Here is an 18,059-nt window from a genome sequence, read left to right on the forward strand (position 1 = left end):
CCGTTTTTCCTGCCCAGCCGCCATAGCGGAGACTTGCGATGACCGGATCTGCCATGACCGATGCCGCCCGCCCGGCCCTTCTCCTCACCGGCTCCGTGATGGAGGAGGTCGTCGAGCGCCAGCTTTCCGGCCGCTTCACCCTCGTGCCGCTGGACACCCTGAACGAAAGCAATGCCGGCGCGGTCGAGGCCATCGCCACCCGCGGCAAGGTGAAGGTGGACGACGCGCTCATGGCGCGCCTGCCCAACCTGAAGATCGTCGGCAATTTCGGCGTCGGCTACGACACGGTGGACGCTGCGGCGGCGGCGAAGCGCGGCGTCATCGTCACCAACACGCCGGACGTGCTGAACGAGGAGGTGGCCGACCTCACCCTCGGCCTGCTGCTCGCCACCGTGCGGCAAATCCCCCAGGGCGACCATTTCGTGCGCTCGGGTCAGTGGACCCGTGGCGCCTTTCCCCTCGGCCCCACCCTGCGCGACCGCACCGTGGGCATCCTCGGCATGGGCCGCATCGGCAAGGCCATCGCCAAGCGGCTGGAGGCCTTCTCCGTGCCCGTCGTCTATCACAGCCGCCGTCCGCAGGCGGACGTGGCCTATCGCCATTATCCCGACCTCGTGGAGATGGCGCGGGCGGTGGACGTTCTGGTGGCGATTCTTCCCGGTGGACCGGCCACGCGCCACATCATCAATGCCCAGGTGCTGGCGGCGCTCGGCGCCAACGGCATCCTCATCAACGTGGCGCGCGGCACCGTGGTGGACGAGGCGGCGCTGCTATCGGCGCTCCAGTCGAAGACCATCCTCGCCGCCGGCCTCGACGTGTTCGAGGACGAGCCCAATGTGCCGGAGGCCTTCTTCGCCCTCGACAACGTGGTGCTGCTGCCGCACGTGGGCTCCGCCACCCACTTCACCCGCGCCGCCATGGGACAATTGGTGGTGGACAACATCCTCTCCTTCTTCGACGGCAAGGGGCCGCTGACCCCCGTCGCCGAGACGCCCTGGCCGCGGGGCTGACCCACGGACGCCCCCAGGCTGCGACGCGCCAGTCCACGCGCCGGCGCGCGTACCTGATGATCCCCTGCCCGCGCGGTGCTAAACTCGCAGCGCGACGCGGCGGGGCGACCGGGGCGCGGGTCGTCGTGGAGGGCAGCATGGCGCATCTGAACGATTTTCCGCGGGTTCAAACGCGCCGCGGCGCGCTGTGCCGTGTGGTTGCCGCCCCGCTTCTTGTCGTCCCCCTTCTTGCCGGCCTGATCGCCATCGCGCCTGCTTTCGCCCAGAAGGCCGATCCGGCCGCGAAGCCGCCGTCCGCCGCCACCGCGGCGCCGAAGCTCGATCCCGCCGTGCGTGAGGCGGCGGCCCGCATGGCCGCGCCGCTCCGGCTCTCCAGCGCCGACGGCGCACGCGGCTGCGCCTTCGCCCTGAAGCCCGACGCCGCCGGCCCCGGCCTCGCGGTGGAGTTCGACCGGCCCGCCTGCGCCGACATCGGCTTTTCCGCGCAGGTCGTCGCCTGGCTGCCCGATCCCTCCGGCTCCATCCGCCTTCTCAATGCGCAGGGCCGCACCGTCGCCGAGTTCACCGAGGGCACCGAAGGCAGCTACGAGGCGCTGCGCGAAGGCGACGGCGTCTATTTCCTCGCCAACCCCGCCGTGGCCGAGGGCACCGAACTGAAGCCCGAGGAGGTGGTCGGCGACTGGGACCTCGCCCGACAGGCGGGAACGCCCGTGTGCCGGGTGACGCTCCTCGATTCGCCGGCCAAGGGCGGCGGTTTCCGCCTGAGCATCGCCAGCGGCTGCGATGCGGCCTTGCTGCGCTTCGGTCCCACCGCGTGGGACATTGAGGGCGGCAACATCCTCGTGCGCGGCGAGGGCGGCGCCTCGGTCATCCGCTTCGCCCGGCAGGAGGACGGCGGCTGGGCCCGCACGCCGGAACGCGGACGCCCGCTGCTGATGACGCGCCCCTGACACTCGGACATCGGCCCCGACCTCGCGCCGGAGCAGCCTCCGCGGTCGGCCCCGCGGGCCGGACCGGGCGTGCTCCGAGTCACGCCCATGAGTCACCCGTGTGACCGGCCCTGTGATCGGAAAGCGTCACCCCGCCGGATCATAATACCATTTTCATGGCCTTTTTGAGGCGCCCGATCCCTTTCCCGGCACATCATTTTCCTGGCAGGAACGGGCCGCCGTACCGTTTCGGGACAGTGCGTTGCAACCATGCAACAGCAGATTCCAGCAACTGCAACGGTTTGCCTAAAGCGGATGCAATCGCTGCCTCAAATTTCGCATTGGACTTGAAGCCGCGACCTGATTTTTATCATTCCAGATCGCTGCGGGGAAAACCGTTATGAACAAGATTGCAGTCGTGGCCGCTTCCATGCTCCTGGCCGGAGCCGCTTCCGTGGGTGCCGCCGGCGCCGCGGACCTGAGCTCGCCCATGCCCGTGAAGGCCGCTCCCGCGCCCGAGGCTCCCCTGTGGGATGTGGCCTTCGGCGTGAAGCTCGGCACCGACTACGTGTTCCGCGGCATCTCGCAGACCGACGGCAACCCGACCGTTCAGGGCTACGCTGAACTGCGCCTCTTCGACTGGGTCTACGCCGGCATCTTCGCCTCGAACGTCGACTTCCCCCCGATCAACCAGTTCGGCGGCTACACCGGCCTCACCGACGCCTCGGCTGAGATCGACCTGTACGGCGGCCTGCGCCACACCTGGGGCGCCTTCACCGCCGACGTCGGCTTCGTCTACTACTACTATCCCGGTGAGATCGGCGTGAACACGCTGGGCGCCGGTCTCCCCGCGGTCAACATCGACTACTGGGAAATCTACTTCAAGCCGACCTACGTCATCAACGACGTGTTCACCGTCGGCGGCAACCTCTACTACACCAACAGCTACGCGGGCTCCGGCTCCACCGGCACCTACCTGTCGGGCACCGCCAAGGTCGACTTCACCAAGTGGAGCCCGATCAAGGACGTCGGCTTCTACGTGTCGGGTGAGCTCGGCTATCAGTGGCTCGGCCAGACCGACCTCGGCAACATTTTCGTCGCCAACTACGAGCTGCCCTCCTACACGACCTGGAACGTGGGCGTCGCCTTCACCTACAAGGCTGCCACCCTCGACCTGCGCTACTACGGCAGCACCCTGTCCTCCGGTCCGTCCTACGTGTCCGGCGTTGGCTATGCGCCCTTCGGCACCTGCGGCGTGGTCTCCGGCCTGCAGAACGTCTGTGGCGACCGCTACGTGGCCAGCCTCTCCTTCGACACCTCCTTCCTCGCCCTCAAGTGAGATTGGCCGGGTCGCCTGACCCGGGTCGAGACGAACAAAGGCGTCGCGCTCTGCGCGGCGCCTTTTTCTTTTAGGTTGAGCATTTAGTGCCAGCGACTGAAGCGAGCCGACGGAGCACCCGTGGTCCGCCCCCTCGCATCCGGTGCCTACACATCGGCGCGGACGGATACCGTGGGCTTAAGCCCAGAGCCTCGCCGGATCGAGCTTCGCCATGGGCACAGCGCATTCCATGATCAACTTTCCGGCCACGGGCGGAGGGATCACGTCCTTGCCGATCTGCATGACGTTCTGGGCGGCAAGGCCGAAGACCACGACCCTCTCCTCCAGCACCGGAACCCAATGCTCGACTAGAGGGAGGACAGCCGGCCAGGCCCCCCGGACATAATTGACTGGGAGATCGCGGGGCTCGATGTGTCCGGGCAGGCGCGGGAATCCGAATTCCGGTTCTCCGATCGTTCTCGCGACATGTCCGGCAATCTCAGGGAAATCGGGATATTCCTCGCTCCCCAGCTCATTTATCATCCCCGCAACCAGTCCCCAGAGGGACATGTTCGATTCCCCTAAAAAGTAATTGATCGGGTCGCCGAAATAATAACGACCGCCATCGTGCGTCTCGACATCGACGATCCCGAACTCGCGACTGCTCTGCTTCAATGCAGCCGCCTGCTTCAGCGCGGTGTCGACACAGCAGAAGCCGCCGAGTGATCCGATGATCGCAAGGAGGCTATCCAGGTGAACTCCCTGCTCGTCCTTCATGGCCTCAAACAGACGATGGACCAGTTCTTCCGCGCAGACCTTCAGATGAACGACCGGATTCGTTTCGCGAGCCGCATCGATCACGGCTTTGAACGTAGCGGCCTTCCGCCGATCCTGCTCTTCGCGCGCCATTTTGCCCCTGCCGAAGAGCTTTGCGATCATCGATTTCCCTCGTGTCAGCGCCCGCGCGCATTGGTTGTGCAACCATACAATAGAAGGCCAGACGCCTCCTAGTCGGCCGATCAATTTCGGATTGGCCGGGATGGCGATGGCACCCCTACCCCTACCGCCCCGGCAGCACCAGCACCGTGCGGGTCTTCGGCAGCGTCTCCCGGCTGAGCAGCACGAACGTCTCGGTGGAGCGCCGGATGGTCCATTCCTGCCCCAGCCGGGCGAGGAAGCGCTCCAGCCCGTACTGGCTGAAATAGTGCATGGGGATCACCAGCGGCGCGTTGATGGATTTCAGCACCTCCACCATGCCTTCGAGATCCAGCGTGTAGGAGCCGTCCACCGGCGCCAGCACCACATCGATGCGGCCCAGCGCCTCCAAATGCTCTTTGGTCAGAAGGTGGTGCAGGTGGCCGAGATGGGCGATGCACACGCCCGCCACCTCGAACACGAACATGGAATTGCCGTCATATTCCGTGCCCGCGCCACGGCGGATGTTGGTGGGGACGTTGCGGATCCACACGTCCTCTACCGTCACCTCATGGTGCGCCGGCGCCCCGTCCCGCCCCCAGCCCCTGAGCACATATTCGATGCCGGGGTCGGGCGCGTCCGTGTAGTGGGTATCGTGGGCGTGGTTCATGGTGACGATGCGCGGCACCAGATTCGCCCGCACATAATCGTTGTAGTCGGTGACGATGCTGACCCCGGCCGGGCTCTCGATGAGGAAGCTCGCATGGCCGCATCCAGCGCCGCGAGCCGCACCTTGGGCCGCTCGGCCACCATGCGCGGGCACGTGTTGCGCCGCCCGCGCAATGTCGTCACACGTAACGCCAGCGTGAGGCGCCCTGCCAGCCCCGCGCCGGCCGTGCGATCACCCCGCGCGACGCCCCCCATAGACCTTGCGCCCCGGATCGGCAATCGTGCGCCGCGGCGGCGACGGAAGCCCTTCTGGCCGCCCGGACGAAAGGGGAGGCTTCACAATGTCTTTCAACATGGTCATCGTTCAGCCGGCGGTCGCGCTGATTGCAGGCGTCCTGATCCTCGCCTTCCCGCGACTTCTGAACGTGCTGGTCGCCATTTACCTCATCATCGTGGGCGTCACCGGCCTCATGGGGCACTGATCCGCGACGGCTTCAGAAGGGGCCGCGCAGGAACGGCCGTCCGATTGCCCAGTTGATGCTTTGTGCGCTGCACGTTAAAGCATCCCGCCACTCTGCATAATCCCAAACGGGGCCAACCCACATGACGAAATGGGTCTACACCTTCGGCGACGGCAAGGCCGAGGGCAAAGCCGACATGAAGAATCTTCTCGGCGGCAAGGGCGCGAACCTCGCCGAGATGTCCAACCTCGGCCTGCCCGTCCCTCCCGGCTTCACCATTCCCACCGAGGTGTGCACCTATTATTACGCCCACGGCCAGACCTATCCGGCCGAGCTGAAGGGCGACGTGGAAGCCGCCCTCGCGCAGGTGGGCCAGCTCACCGGCAAGGCGTTCGGCGATGCGGCGAACCCGCTGCTCGTCTCGGTGCGCTCCGGTGCCCGCGCCTCCATGCCCGGCATGATGGACACGGTGCTGAACCTCGGCCTCAACGACGCCACCGTGGATGCGGTGGCCCGTCTCGCCGACCGGCGCTTCGCCTATGACAGCTACCGCCGCTTCATCACCATGTATTCCGACGTGGTGCTCGGCGTTGACCACCACCACTTCGAGGAGATCCTGGAGCACTACAAGCTCCAGCACGGCCACACCCTCGACACCGACCTCTCGGCGGACGACTGGGCGGCCCTGGTGGTGAAGTACAAGGCGAAGGTCGAGGCGGAACTGGGCAAGCCCTTCCCGCAGGACCCGCACGAGCAGCTCTGGGGCGCCATCGGCGCCGTCTTCTCGTCCTGGATGAACGCCCGCGCCATCACCTACCGTCGGCTGCATTCCATTCCCGAGAGCTGGGGCACGGCGGTGAACGTGCAGTCCATGGTGTTCGGCAACATGGGCGAGACCTCGGCCACCGGCGTCGCCTTCACCCGCAATCCCTCCACCGGCGAGAACGCGCTCTATGGCGAGTTCTTGGTGAACGCCCAGGGCGAGGACGTGGTGGCGGGCATCCGCACCCCGCAGGACCTCACCGAGAAGGCCCGCAAGGCCGCCGGCTCCGACAAGCCCTCCATGGAAGTCGCCCTGCCCGACGCCTTCAAGGAGTTCGAGCGCATCTCGCATGTGCTCGAGAACCACTACCGTGACATGCAGGACCTCGAGTTCACGGTGGAGAAGGGCAAGCTCTGGATGCTCCAGACCCGCTCCGGCAAGCGCACCGCCAAGGCGGCCCTGCGCATCGCCGTGGAGCTGGCCGCGGAAGGGCTCATCACCGAGCAGGAGGCCGTCGGCCGCGTCGATCCCGCGGCGCTGGACCAGCTTCTCCATCCCGCCATCGATCCCAAGGCCGAGCGCAAGGTGATCGCCACCGGCCTGCCCGCCTCTCCGGGCGCGGCGGCCGGCGCCATCGTGTTCTCGGCCGATGAGGCCGAGGCGTGGAAGGAGCAGGGCCGCAAGGTCATCCTCGTCCGCGTCGAGACCTCGCCGGAAGACATCCACGGCATGCACGCCGCCCAGGGCATCCTCACCGCGCGCGGCGGTATGACCTCGCACGCGGCGGTGGTCGCGCGCGGCATGGGCAAGCCCTGCGTCTCCGGCGCCGGCGCGCTGCGCATCGACAATGCCGCCCAGACGCTGACCGTGAACGGCCAGACCTTCAAGAAGGGCGACCTCATCACCATCGACGGCGGCACCGGCCAGGTGCTGGCGGGCGAAGTGGCGATGCTCCAGCCGGAGCTTTCCGGCGAGTTCGCCACCCTGATGGGCTGGGCCGACAAGGTCCGCAAGCTCAAGGTCCGCGCCAATGCCGAGACCCCGGCGGACGCCCGCATGGCCCGTTCGTTCGGCGCCGAGGGCATCGGCCTGTCGCGCACCGAGCACATGTTCTTCGACGCCGGCCGCATCCTTGCCGTGCGCGAGATGATTCTCGCCGACGACGAGGCCGGCCGCCGCTCGGCGCTGGCCAAGCTCCTGCCCATGCAGCGCGACGACTTCGTCGAACTGTTCGAGATCATGAAGGGCCTGCCGGTCACCATCCGCCTGCTCGACCCGCCGCTGCACGAGTTCCTCCCCCACACGGCGGAGGAAACTGCGGAGGTGGCGAAGAGCCTCGGCGTGGACATCGAGCGGGTGGAGCGGCGCTACAAGGAGCTGCACGAAGTGAACCCGATGCTCGGGTTCCGCGGCTGCCGCATCGCCATCGCCTTCCCCGAGATCGCCGAGATGCAGGCCCGCGCCATCTTCGAGGCGGCGGTGATCGCCGCCAAGTCGACCGGCGAGGCGGTAGTGCCCGAGGTGATGGTTCCCCTCATCGCCACCAAGGCCGAGTTCGACATCGTGGACAAGGTGATCCGCGACACCGCCAAGGCGGTGGAGCAGGAGACTGGCGCCACCCTCACCTTCCAGGTGGGCACCATGATCGAGCTGCCCCGCGCCGCGCTGCGGGCGGAGGAGATCGCCAAGGGCGCCGAATTCTTCTCCTTCGGCACCAACGACCTCACCCAGACCTGCTTCGGCGTGTCCCGCGACGACGCCGGCACCTTCCTCGGCCCCTATGTCCAGAAGGGCATCCTGGAGGTGGACCCCTTCGTCTCCATCGACGTGGACGGCGTGGGCGAGCTGGTGAAGATCGGCGTGGAGCGTGGCCGCAAGTCGCGTCCCGACATCAAGCTCGGCATCTGCGGCGAGCACGGCGGTGATCCGGCCTCGGTAGCCTTCTGCCACGAGGTGGGGCTCAACTACGTCTCCTGCTCGCCCTTCCGCGTGCCGATCGCCCGCCTCGCGGCGGCGCAGGCGGCGCTGAAGAAGTGAGGAGCCTGTTGCCGCGCGATCAAACCGCGCGGCACAGAGCCTGATTCTGAAAAGGCCGCCTCAGGGCGGCCTTTTTGCTGTCCATTCGCGAGCGTGGCCGGAACCGTTGGCCTGCTGTACCGTTTCCTCCGCGCCCCCACGCGAGCGGGGCGGTACATCGGAGGGACACCATGCAAGAGGCGCAAGTGGGCTGGATCGCAGCCATCATTATCGGCGGCTTTGCCGGGTGGTTCGCCTCCATGTTCATGAAGAGCGACACCGGCCTCTTCACCAACATCATCCTCGGCATCATCGGCGCCGCCATCGCCAGCTTCCTGTTCGGACTGCTGGGCGTGGGCTTCGCCGGCTGGCTCGGCTATCTCGTCGCCGGCTTCGTGGGTGCCTGCATCCTCATTGCCGGCGCACGGGCGGTCAGAGGCTGACCGCCCTTCCCTGACCGGCGCTCACTGAACGAACGTGTTCACCAGCGTGCCGATGCCGGCGATCTCGATCTCGATGGTGTTGGTCGGCTCCTTCATGGTGCCGACCCCCACCGAGGTGCCGCAGGCGATGAGGTCGCCGGGGTTCAGCGTCATCTCCTTCGAGAGGAGCGACACCAGCAGCGCCGGCGGGAAGATCATGTCGGCGAGCGGATAATTCTGCCGCTCCTGCCCGTTCAGGATGGTGCGCACGCGCGCCGCGGCGGGATCGAAATCGGTGACGATCCAGGGGCCGAACGGGCCGTAGCCGTCGATGCCCTTGGCCCGCGCCCACTGGGGGAAGGTCGCGTCGCGATTGAGGATGTCGGCGGCGGTGATGTCGTTGACCACCGTGTAGCCGAAGATGCCGGCCGCAGCTTCCGCTTCCGAAACGTTGGTCAGCGTCTTGCCGATGACGATGCCCAGCTCGCCCTCATAGACGGTCTTGCCCTCGTAGGAGGCCGGCCGGCGCACCACCGAGCCGGGCGCGGAGACGGAGGTGGTGGCCTTGAGCAGATAGAGCGGCTCGGCGGGCTCCGCCACCTTCAGCTTGGCCGCCAGCTCATGGAAGTTATTCCACAGGGCGACGATCTTGGAGGGGGCGCAGGGCGCCTCCAGCGCCACGTCGGCGAGCTTCACGGTCGCGCCGGTCGCGGTGGCGCCCGCGAACATGCAGCCCTCGTGCACGGCGATGGTGTCGCCCTGAAGCGTGCCGAAGCCGGTCTTTCCGTCGGCGGCGAAGCGCAGCCAGGTGGTCATGGGTGTTTCCTCTGGTGATTGTTTGGGGGCGAGCCGCTCTCTCCCAGCCGTCATGCCCCGGCTTGTCCGGCGCATCCACGGTGCCGCGAGAGCAGTGCGGGCAAATCGGCACCCTGCTTGCCGCCCGGTGGATCCCCCGGACAAGCCGGGGGATGACGGCGGTTCTTCAGGCGCAGTTCTAGATCGGCGAAGGGCCCGCCCTCAGCCCTTCAGCACGTCGACGAGGGTCTTGCCGAGACGCGCCGGCGAGGGCGACACGCGGATGCCCGCCGCCTCCATGGCCGCGATCTTGTCCTCGGCGCCGCCCTTGCCACCGGAGATGATGGCACCGGCATGGCCCATGCGACGGCCGGGAGGGGCCGTGCGGCCGGCGATGAAGCCCACCATCGGCTTCTTGCGGCCCTTCTTCGCCTCATCGGCGATGAATTGCGCGGCCTCTTCCTCGGCCGAGCCGCCGATCTCGCCGATCATCACGATCGATTGGGTCTTGGGGTCGGCGAGGAACATCTCCAGCACGTCGATGAACTCCGTGCCCTTCACCGGGTCGCCGCCGATGCCCACCGCCGAGGTCTGGCCGAGGCCTTCCTGGGTGGTCTGGAACACGGCTTCGTAGGTCAGCGTGCCGGAGCGCGAGACCACGCCCACGGACCCCGTCTTGAAGATGTTGGCGGGCATGATGCCGATCTTGGCCTGCCCCGCCGTCACGATACCGGGGCAGTTCGGCCCCACGAGGCGCGACTTCGAGCCGGAGAGCGCCCGCTTCACCTTCACCATGTCGAGCACCGGAATGCCCTCGGTGATGCAGACGATGAGCGGGATTTCCGCGTCGATGGCTTCCAGGATGGCGTCGGCCGCGCCGGCCGGCGGCACGTAGATCACCGAGGCGTCGGCGCCGGTGGCTTCCTTGGCCTCGATCACGGTGTCGAACACCGGAAGGCCGAGATGCACCGAGCCGCCCTTTCCGGGGGAGGTGCCGCCCACCATCTTGGTGCCGTACATGATCGCCTGCTCGGCGTGGAACGTGCCGTTCTTTCCAGTGAAGCCCTGGGTGATGACCCGGGTGTTGGCGTCGATCAGCACGGACATCACGCAGCTTCCTTCTTCACGGCCGCGACGATCTTCTGCGCCGCATCGTCCAGATCATCGGCGGGGATCACGTTGAGCCCGGATTCGCGGATGATCTTCTTGCCCTCGTCCACGTTCGTGCCGGCGAGGCGCACCACCAGCGGCACCTTCAGGCCGACCTGCCGCACGGCGGCGATGACGCCCTCGGCGATCACGTCGCAGCGCATGATGCCGCCAAAGATGTTGACGAGGATGCCCTCGACATTCGGATCGGCGGTGATGATCTTGAAGGCCGCCGTCACCTTCTCCTTGGTGGCGCCGCCGCCCACGTCGAGGAAGTTGGCGGGCTCGCGGCCGTAGAGCTTGATGATGTCCATGGTGGCCATGGCAAGGCCCGCGCCATTGACCATGCAGCCGATGGTGCCATCGAGCGCGATATAGGAGAGATCGTAGCGCGAGGCCTCGATCTCCTTGAAATCCTCCTCGCTCTCGTCGCGCAGCTGGGCCACGTCCGAGTGGCGGAACAGCGCGTTGGAATCAAAGCCCACCTTGGCGTCGAGGCAGACGAGGCGCGCGTCCTTCGTCACCACCAGCGGGTTGATCTCCAGAAGGCTCATGTCCTTCTCGGTGAAGGCCTTGTAGAGGTTGGCGGTGAGCGCACCGGCCTGCTTGGCGAGATCGCCGGTGAGGCCGAGGGCCTGCGCCACCTTGCGGCCGTGCAGGGGCTGCACGCCGGTGGCCGGGTCCACGGAGAAGGTGTGGATCTTCTCAGGGGTGGAATGCGCCACCTCCTCGATGTCCATGCCGCCTTCGGTGGAGACCACGAAGGCGACGCGCGAGGTCACGCGGTCCACCAGCATGGAGAGATAGAACTCCTTGTCGATGAGCGCGCCTTCCTCGATGTAAAGGCGGTTCACCTGCTTGCCGTCCGCGCCGGTCTGCAGCGTCACGAGCGTATTGCCGAGCATTTCGGCAGCATTGGCCTTCACGTCGGCGGCGGTCTTCACCACGCGCACGCCACCCTTGGCGCCCCTGGCGCCTTCGGCGCCGTTCGCGCCCTCTTGCAGCTCCTTGAACTTGCCCTTGCCGCGTCCGCCGGCATGGATCTGCGCCTTCACCACGAAGGCGATGCCGCCGAGCTTGCCGGCCGCGGCTTCGGCCTCTTCGGGGGTGAAGGCGGGAAAGCCGCGGGAGACCGGTACGCCGAAATCGCGGAGGATGGCCTTGGCCTGGTATTCGTGAATGTTCATCGGGGTTTCCTCCCTCGTCGAGGGCCGCGTTTGCCGCGGCTCAAGGTGCGCTTTGGCTGCCCATTGCGACGAAAGTCGCAGTCTGCACCCAATCGCGCGCACGCTCCAGTGCGACACGACGCCAGTGGGGGCGCCAGTAAAAGCGCGAGGCGTGACGCACTCGGCGAGGTGAATTTTGCGGACCGCCCTTGCGGACGAAACATCGCCTCTCCCCTCAGGGGCGGCGTGAAGCCGGCGGCCGGAGCGCTCAGCGCATCGGGCAAGGCCGGGAGGAGTACGCGGTGTCGGGCGGATCGTCATGCCCCGGCTCGTCCGGGGCATCCACTTATCCGCATCCCGGTGCTTCAAGACCGGGCGCCCGATGAGCGGGACGGTGGATCGCCCGGACAGGCCGGGCGATGACGCAAGAGAAAGCGGCGGGACGCATCGCCCCGCCGCAAGGCTCAAATCAGACCACGCGACCTTCGTGCATGGACTTGATCTGCTCGGCGGAATAGCCGAGCTCCGCCAGCACCTCGTCGGTGTGCTCGCCGAGCAGCGGGGAGCCGGTGACTTCCACGCTCATGTCGGAGAACTTGATCGGGCTACCCACGGTCAGATACTTGCCGCGCTGCTTGTGATCGACTTCCACGATGGTGCCGCTCTCGCGCAGGGACTTGTCCTCGGCGATCTCCTTCATGGTGAGCACCGGGGCGCAGGGGATGTCGAACTTGCGCAGGATGTCGACCGCCTCGAACTTGGTCTTGTCGGCGAGCCACGCCTCGATCACCGCGAAGATGTCGAAGATCTTGTCCTGGCGCGCGCGGGCGGTGTTGTAGGCCGGATCGTTGATCCACTCGGGCTTGCCGATGGCTTCCGCCACCTTGCCCCAGGCCTGCTCCTGCACGGTGAAGTAGATGTAGGCGTTGGGATCGGTCTCCCAGCCCTTGCACTTCAGCACCCAGCCGGGCTGGCCGCCGCCGCCCGCGTTGCCGCCGCGCGGAACCACGTCCGAGAACGTGCCGTTCGGGTACTGGGGGTATTCCTCCAGATAGCCCACGCGGTCGAGGCGCTGCTGGTCGCGCAGCTTGACGCGGCAGAGGTTGATGACCGCATCCTGCATGGACACGGCGACCTTCTGGCCCTTGCCGGTCTTGTTGCGGGCGTGCAGCGCGGTGAGGATGCCGATGGCGAGGTGCATGCCGGTGTTGGAATCACCGAGCGCCGCCGCGGACACGGTGGGGGGGCCGTCCCAGAAGCCGGTGGTGGAGGCCGCGCCGCCGGCGCACTGCGCCACGTTCTCGTAGACCTTCAGGTCTTCGTAGTGGTGGCCGTCGGAGAAGCCCTTCACCGAGGCGACGATCATGCCCGGGTTCAGCTCGTTGATGCGCTCCCAGGTGAAGCCCATGCGGTCGAGCGCGCCGGGGCCGAAATTCTCGACGAGAACGTCGCTCTCCTGGATGAGCTTGGTGAGAACTTCCTTGCCCTCGGGGGTCTTGGTGTCGAGGGTCAGGGAGCGCTTGTTGGAGTTCAGCATGGTGAAGTACAGCGCGTCGGCATTGGAGATGTCGCGCAGCTGATTGCGGGTCACGTCGCCTGAGCCGGGACGCTCCACCTTGATGACGTCCGCGCCGAACCAGGCGAGGAGCTGCGTGCAGGCGGGGCCGGCCTGAACGTGCGTGAAGTCGATGATCTTGATGCCTTCCAACGGCTTGCTGGTCATTTGCGTTCCCTTTTCAAAAACTGGTCTTCAACAGCGGGACGGCGTCACGCGAGGCATCCGCAGTCCCGAAACCTTCCGGCGTCACGGCACGGGGCCGCCGCCGGCTTCACCCGCCGGTTTGCCCGGTCTGTTATGCTTGGGATGCCGCCTTCATCTGCGCCTCGGCGTCCGCGAGGCGCTTGCGAAGGTCGCGCTCCTCCTTCCATCGCGCCGTCTCGTCCCGGATGACCGAGACGATGTGCGTGGGCACGCCCGCCTCGGACACGAGGAGGGCGACGGTGAAGGCGATGGACAAGGCGTGGCCGTCCTTGTGGATGGCCGGCACGCGCAGCAGCGTCGTCCCGTAGCGGGTGACGCCGGTGCGCATGGTTTCGTTGTAGCCGTCCCAGTGCCGCTGGCGCTGGCGCTCCGGGATGATGATGTCGAGCGACTGCCCCATGGCTTCGTCGGACGTGAAGCCGAACATACGTTCGGCGGCCGGATTCCAGAGCGCGATGTCACCGGCCTTGTCGCAGACCACGATGGCGTCCGCCACGGCATCCATCAGCTCAGCAAGATCGAGGGCCGTACTCATCACGTCTTCCTTTCGAACCTTTCACCTCCCGCCGTCGCCGGCGATGGGGCGGCCCCTTGAAGGACCGCCGCCCCGAGGCGCTGTCTATTCCGCCGCCATGCGGCGGGGGGTACCGATGGCGCCGGAGGCGCGCAAAGCGTCGATGCGGTCGGGGGCGAGGCCGAGCACGCCGGCGAGCACCTCCTCGGTGTGCTCCCCGAGCAGCGGCGAGCGCTCCACCTCGACCTGGTTGTCCGAGAGCTTGATGGGGTTGCCGACGGTCAGATACGTGCCGCGCATCGGGTGCTCCACCTCCACCAGCGTGCCGGTGGCGTAGAGCGACTTGTCCTCGGCGATCTCCTTCATGGAGAGGATGGGACCGCAGGGGATGTCGTACTTGTTGAGGATGTCCATGGCCTCGAACTTGGTGTGGGCCATGGTCCACGCTTCGATGCGCGTGAAGATCTCGTTGAGGTGCGGCAGGCGCGCGGCCGGCGTCGCGTAGTTCGGGTCGGTCTTCCACTCGGGCTCGTGGATGACGTCGCAGATCTTCTCCCAGACCGGGGCCTGGGTGATGAAGTAGATGTAGGCGTTGGGATCGTGCTCCCAGCCCTTGCAGCGCAGGATGCGCCCGGGCTGGCCGCCGCCGGAATCGTTGCCGGCGCGGGGCACGCTGTCGCCGAACGGGATGCCCTCGCCGAACTGGCTGTATTCCTTCAGCGGGCCGTTGGCGAGGCGCTGCTGGTCGCGCAGCTTCACCCGGCAGAGGTTCAACACCGCGTCCTGCATGGCGCACAGGACGCGCTGGCCGCGGCCGGTGTGCTCGCGCTGGAACAGCGCGGTGACGATGCCGAGCGCGAGGTGGAGGCCGGTGCCCGAGTCGCCGATCTGCGCGGCGCTGACCATGGGCAGGCTGTCGCGGAAACCGGTGGTGGAGGCGGCGCCGCCCGCGCACTGGGCGACGTTCTCATACACCTTGCAATCCTCGAACGGGCCGGGGCCGAAGCCCTTCACGGAGGCGAGGATGAGGCGCGGATTGATGGTGGAGAGGCGCTCCCAGGTGAGGCCCATGCGGTCGAGCGCGCCCGGCGCGAAATTCTCGACCAGCACGTCGCACTGGCGCACCAATTGCTCGAGGACGGCCTTGCCCTCGGGGTTCTTGGTGTCGAGGGTGATCGACTTCTTGTTGGAGTTGAGCATGGTGAAATAGAGGCTGTCGGCGCCGTCCACGTCGCGGAGCTGGCCGCGCGTCACGTCGCCCTCGCCGGGACGCTCCACCTTGATGACGTCCGCGCCGAACCAGGCGAGCAGCTGCGTGCAGCTCGGTCCGGACTGAACGTGGGTGAAGTCCAGGATGCGGACCCCCTCTAGTGCCTTGCCCATCGTATCCTCACAATTCCGCTCTGTTTTCGTTCCCGGTTTTACTTTTATTGTTTTGGTATCGTCGGGTTGGGTGGCGGGACCTGAGGCCCCGCCGACCAGCCTTGCATCATGAGTGGCGCCAGCTCATTCGCCGGGCGCCGCTCACTTCTTCTTCTTGACCACGCTCTGCGGGTTCAGCGAGCCGATGTTGCCGCTCTCGGAGCCGGCGGCCGGATCGATTTCCGCGTTGATGAGGGTGGGCTTGCCGGAGTCCATGGCGGCGCTGACCGCGCGATAGAGCTCGTCGGGGGACGTGACGTTCACGCCCACGCCGCCGAAGGCTTCCATCATCTTGTCGTAGCGCGCGCCGGGGACGAACACCGTGGTGCCGGGATCACGCCCGGTGGGATCGGTGTCGGTGCCGCGGTAGATGCCGTTGTTGTTGAAGATCACGATGGTGACCGGCAGGTTGTAGCGGCAGATGGTCTCCACCTCCATGCCGGAGAAGCCGAAGGCGCTGTCGCCTTCCACCGCGAGAACCTTCTTGCCGCTCTCCACCGCCGCCGCGATGGCGAAGCCCATGCCGATGCCCATCACGCCCCAGGTGCCGACATCGAGGCGCTTGCGCGGCTCGTACATGTCGATGATGCCACGGGCGAGGTCGAGGGTGTTGGCGCCCTCGTTCACCAGCAGCGCGTCGGGACGCTCCTTGATGACGTTCTTCAGCGCGCCGAGGGCCGAGTGGAAGTCCATGGGCACCGAGTTCTTCAGAAGCTTCGGCGCCATCTTGGCGATGTTGGCTTCCTTCTTGGTGCGGATGCTCTCGGTCCACTGGGCCGGGGGTGCTTTCCAGGAGCCGTCGAGGCGGGCGTTGAGCGCCGCGATCACCGAGCCGATGTCGCCGACGAGGGGGGCCGCGATTTCGACGTTGGAGTCCATCTCCTTGGGCTCGATGTCCACTTGGATGAACTTCTTCGGGGCATCGCCCCAGGTCTTGCCCTTGCCATGGGAGAGCAGCCAGTTGAGGCGGGCGCCAACCAGCAGCACCACATCGGCATCCTTGAGCGCGGTGGAGCGCGCGGCGCCGGCGGACTGGGGATGGGTGTCCGGCAGCAGGCCCTTGGCCATGGACATGGGCAGGAAGGGAATGCCGCTCTTCTCGATGAAGGCGCGGATCTCGTCGTCGGCCTGCGCGTAGGCCGCGCCCTTGCCGAGGATGACGAGGGGACGCTCGGCGCCCTTGAGCAGCTCCATGGCGCGGTCCACCGCAGCCGGGGCCGGGATCTGCGCCGGGGCGGGATCGATCACCTTGACGAGGGACTTGGCGCCGGCCTCGGCATCCATCACCTGGCCGAATAGCTTGGCCGGCAGGTCGAGATAGACGCCGCCGGGACGGCCCGACACTGCCGCGCGGATGGCGCGGGCGACGCCGATGCCGATGTCGGCGGCGTGCAGCACGCGGAAGGCGGCCTTGCACAGGGGCTTGGCGATGGCCAGCTGGTCCATCTCCTCATAATCGCCCTGCTGGAGGTCGACGATCTCGCGCTCGGAGGAGCCCGAGATGAGGATCATCGGGAAGCAGTTGGTGGTGGCGTTCGCCAGCGCCGTCAGGCCGTTGAGGAAGCCGGGGGCCGACACGGTGAGGCAGATGCCGGGCTTCTTGGTGAGGAAGCCCGCAATCGCCGCCGCGTTGCCGGCATTCTGCTCGTGACGGAAGGAAATGACACGGATGCCCTCGGCCTGGCACATGCGGCCGAGATCGGTGATCGGGATGCCGGGCACGCCGTAGATCGTCTCGATGCCGTTGAGCTTCAGGGCATCGATGACGAGGTGGAAGCCGTCAGTGAGCTCACGCTCGGCCTCGGCGGCCGGGTCGATGTGCACCACGTTGTCTTCGATCTTGGACTTTTCCGCCGTAGCCATGAGGATCTCCTAGGGCGTCGTTCCGTGGCCTGTGACCGGCCTATTCGGGGAAGACGCCGTGCCGTTCCACATGAGCCGCAAGGCCCATGGTGTGTTCCCGCACCAGGCGCTCGGCGAGATCTGGGTCTCTTGTCTCGAGCGCATCGATGATCGCCATGTGTTCCCGCATGGAGATTTCGTGCCGGTTCTCCTGCCGCACCGAGACTGCGCGGATGGCGCGCATGTGCAGGAACAGGTTCTCCGTCATGTCCACGATCAGCCGGCACCCGCCCATGCGGATCACGGCCTGATGGAAGGCGATGTTCGCCTCCGAATACTCGTTCATGTGGCTGGCGGGCGGCTGCGCCTCGAACTCGTGGAACAGCCGGCGCAGGCCCGCAATCTCGCTGTCGGAGGCGTGGGTCGCGGCCAGGCGCGCCGCCATCGCCTCCAGCGCCGCCCAGACCACGATGAGGTCGAGGATCTCGCGCTTGGTCTTGCGCACCACGAAGATGCCGCGGCGCGGAACGGAGCGCACGAAGCCCTCCTGTTCCAGAACGGTCATGGCTTCGCGGATCGGGGTCCGCGAGACGCCCAGCGTCTCGGAGAGCTGGCGCTCGTCGAGACGGAATTCGGTGGCGGAGCCGTAGATGTCCATCTGCGTGATGGCGCGCTTCAGGGCCTCGTAGGCCAGCATGCGCAGGCTGGACGCGGCCTCCAGAGGCTCGACCTTGAGCTTCGGAGGATCAACGACCTCAAGCGCGGGCGTCTGATGCACGGGCGTCTGCACGACCTGGACTTCCTCTCCCTGGAAGCGGCCGCCTTCTGTCGAGGCGTTCCTCATCCGTGAAATACTGTATACGGTGTTCATTGCGCCATATCAATCCCGTCCGCCGGGAATTCGAT

General features: G+C 66.8%; 16 protein-coding genes. 6 read left to right on the plus strand and 10 right to left on the minus strand.

All coding sequences use genetic code 11. From position 1 onward, the window contains the following. Positions 1-38: 38 nt before the first annotated feature. The 3 genes from XAN126_RS0119945 (at position 39) to XAN126_RS0119955 (ending at position 3,278) form a co-directional block, all read left to right on the plus strand. Positions 39-1,010 carry a 2-hydroxyacid dehydrogenase gene (locus XAN126_RS0119945; protein WP_197024072.1) on the plus strand — a complete coding sequence of 324 codons (972 nt, stop codon included), beginning with the start codon at positions 39-41 and terminating at the stop codon, positions 1,008-1,010. 137 nt (positions 1,011-1,147) lie between these two features. After that, the gene (locus tag XAN126_RS0119950) at positions 1,148-1,960 is read left to right on the plus strand and encodes a protease inhibitor Inh/omp19 family protein (protein ID WP_024280328.1); all 813 of its coding nucleotides are present in this window, start codon (positions 1,148-1,150) and stop codon (positions 1,958-1,960) included. Positions 1,961-2,339: 379 nt separating this feature from the next. Next, positions 2,340-3,278, plus strand: coding sequence for a TorF family putative porin (locus tag XAN126_RS0119955; protein WP_024280329.1), 939 nt, complete (start codon positions 2,340-2,342; stop codon positions 3,276-3,278). Positions 3,279-3,455: 177 nt separating this feature from the next. Here the strand turns inward: XAN126_RS0119955 and XAN126_RS0119960 are convergent, their stop codons facing one another. Both XAN126_RS0119960 and XAN126_RS0119965 read right to left on the minus strand, forming a co-directional pair. Continuing rightward, positions 3,456-4,196 (minus strand): hypothetical protein, encoded by a 741-nt coding sequence (locus tag XAN126_RS0119960; protein WP_024280330.1) that lies wholly within the window; start codon positions 4,194-4,196, stop codon positions 3,456-3,458. Positions 4,197-4,317: 121 nt separating this feature from the next. Next, positions 4,318-4,995: an MBL fold metallo-hydrolase gene (locus XAN126_RS0119965; protein WP_024280331.1), complete on the minus strand. Its 678-nt coding sequence runs from the start codon at positions 4,993-4,995 to the stop codon at positions 4,318-4,320. 187 nt (positions 4,996-5,182) lie between these two features. Here XAN126_RS0119965 and XAN126_RS27985 point away from each other — a divergent pair, with 187 nt between their 5' ends. From XAN126_RS27985 to XAN126_RS0119980, 3 genes are all read left to right on the plus strand, one after another. Further along, positions 5,183-5,323 carry a DUF3096 domain-containing protein gene (locus XAN126_RS27985; RefSeq protein WP_081762717.1) on the plus strand — a complete coding sequence of 47 codons (141 nt, stop codon included), beginning with the start codon at positions 5,183-5,185 and terminating at the stop codon, positions 5,321-5,323. A 121-nt stretch (positions 5,324-5,444) separates the two neighbouring features. Further along, positions 5,445-8,102, plus strand: a complete 2,658-nt coding sequence (gene ppdK / locus XAN126_RS0119975) for a pyruvate, phosphate dikinase (protein WP_024280332.1) — start codon at positions 5,445-5,447, stop codon at positions 8,100-8,102. A 170-nt stretch (positions 8,103-8,272) separates the two neighbouring features. Continuing rightward, entirely contained in the window at positions 8,273-8,524 is a 252-nt protein-coding gene (locus XAN126_RS0119980; protein WP_024280333.1) for a GlsB/YeaQ/YmgE family stress response membrane protein, read from the plus strand. 21 nt (positions 8,525-8,545) lie between these two features. On the opposite strand, the gene XAN126_RS0119985 is transcribed toward XAN126_RS0119980, so the two are convergent. The 8 genes from XAN126_RS0119985 to XAN126_RS0120020 form a co-directional block, all read right to left on the minus strand. Next, positions 8,546-9,319 (minus strand): fumarylacetoacetate hydrolase family protein, encoded by a 774-nt coding sequence (locus XAN126_RS0119985; RefSeq protein WP_024280334.1) that lies wholly within the window; start codon positions 9,317-9,319, stop codon positions 8,546-8,548. Between the two features lie 201 nt (positions 9,320-9,520). Continuing rightward, positions 9,521-10,405 carry a succinate--CoA ligase subunit alpha gene (gene sucD, locus XAN126_RS0119990; RefSeq protein WP_024280335.1) on the minus strand — a complete coding sequence of 295 codons (885 nt, stop codon included), beginning with the start codon at positions 10,403-10,405 and terminating at the stop codon, positions 9,521-9,523. Beyond that, positions 10,405-11,634, minus strand: a complete 1,230-nt coding sequence (sucC, locus tag XAN126_RS0119995) for an ADP-forming succinate--CoA ligase subunit beta (protein ID WP_024280336.1) — start codon at positions 11,632-11,634, stop codon at positions 10,405-10,407. The genes sucD and sucC overlap by 1 nt, the downstream gene beginning before the upstream one ends. Before the next feature lie 448 nt (positions 11,635-12,082). After that, entirely contained in the window at positions 12,083-13,336 is a 1,254-nt protein-coding gene (frc, locus tag XAN126_RS0120000; RefSeq protein WP_024280337.1) for a formyl-CoA transferase, read from the minus strand. Positions 13,337-13,466: 130 nt separating this feature from the next. Then, positions 13,467-13,910: a PAS domain S-box protein gene (locus XAN126_RS0120005; protein WP_024280338.1), complete on the minus strand. Its 444-nt coding sequence runs from the start codon at positions 13,908-13,910 to the stop codon at positions 13,467-13,469. 84 nt (positions 13,911-13,994) lie between these two features. Continuing rightward, complete coding sequence (gene frc, locus XAN126_RS0120010) at positions 13,995-15,272, minus strand: formyl-CoA transferase (RefSeq protein ID WP_024280339.1); 1,278 nt, start codon at positions 15,270-15,272, stop codon at positions 13,995-13,997. Positions 15,273-15,413: 141 nt separating this feature from the next. Continuing rightward, positions 15,414-17,174: an oxalyl-CoA decarboxylase gene (gene oxc, locus XAN126_RS0120015; protein ID WP_024280340.1), complete on the minus strand. Its 1,761-nt coding sequence runs from the start codon at positions 17,172-17,174 to the stop codon at positions 15,414-15,416. Between the two features lie 40 nt (positions 17,175-17,214). After that, positions 17,215-17,850 carry a GntR family transcriptional regulator gene (locus tag XAN126_RS0120020; RefSeq protein ID WP_051460935.1) on the minus strand — a complete coding sequence of 212 codons (636 nt, stop codon included), beginning with the start codon at positions 17,848-17,850 and terminating at the stop codon, positions 17,215-17,217. Positions 17,851-18,059: the final 209 nt, after the last annotated feature.

This window comes from Xanthobacter sp. 126, assembly GCF_000526175.1.
Lineage (GTDB): Bacteria > Pseudomonadota > Alphaproteobacteria > Rhizobiales > Xanthobacteraceae > Xanthobacter > Xanthobacter aminoxidans.

Coding starts and splice junctions, on each gene's coding strand:
- XAN126_RS0119945 (WP_197024072.1), top strand. CDS start 39: ATGACCGGATCTGCCATGACCGATGCCGCCCGCCCGGCCCTTCTCCTC.
- XAN126_RS0119950 (WP_024280328.1), top strand. CDS start 1,148: ATGGCGCATCTGAACGATTTTCCGCGGGTTCAAACGCGCCGCGGCGCG.
- XAN126_RS0119955 (WP_024280329.1), top strand. CDS start 2,340: ATGAACAAGATTGCAGTCGTGGCCGCTTCCATGCTCCTGGCCGGAGCC.
- XAN126_RS0119960 (WP_024280330.1), bottom strand. CDS start 4,196: ATGATCGCAAAGCTCTTCGGCAGGGGCAAAATGGCGCGCGAAGAGCAG.
- XAN126_RS27985 (WP_081762717.1), top strand. CDS start 5,183: ATGTCTTTCAACATGGTCATCGTTCAGCCGGCGGTCGCGCTGATTGCA.
- ppdK (WP_024280332.1), top strand. CDS start 5,445: ATGACGAAATGGGTCTACACCTTCGGCGACGGCAAGGCCGAGGGCAAA.
- XAN126_RS0119980 (WP_024280333.1), top strand. CDS start 8,273: ATGCAAGAGGCGCAAGTGGGCTGGATCGCAGCCATCATTATCGGCGGC.
- XAN126_RS0119985 (WP_024280334.1), bottom strand. CDS start 9,319: ATGACCACCTGGCTGCGCTTCGCCGCCGACGGAAAGACCGGCTTCGGC.
- sucD (WP_024280335.1), bottom strand. CDS start 10,405: ATGTCCGTGCTGATCGACGCCAACACCCGGGTCATCACCCAGGGCTTC.
- sucC (WP_024280336.1), bottom strand. CDS start 11,634: ATGAACATTCACGAATACCAGGCCAAGGCCATCCTCCGCGATTTCGGC.
- frc (WP_024280337.1), bottom strand. CDS start 13,336: ATGACCAGCAAGCCGTTGGAAGGCATCAAGATCATCGACTTCACGCAC.
- XAN126_RS0120005 (WP_024280338.1), bottom strand. CDS start 13,910: ATGAGTACGGCCCTCGATCTTGCTGAGCTGATGGATGCCGTGGCGGAC.
- frc (WP_024280339.1), bottom strand. CDS start 15,272: ATGGGCAAGGCACTAGAGGGGGTCCGCATCCTGGACTTCACCCACGTT.
- oxc (WP_024280340.1), bottom strand. CDS start 17,174: ATGGCTACGGCGGAAAAGTCCAAGATCGAAGACAACGTGGTGCACATC.
- XAN126_RS0120020 (WP_051460935.1), bottom strand. CDS start 17,850: ATGCTGGCCTACGAGGCCCTGAAGCGCGCCATCACGCAGATGGACATC.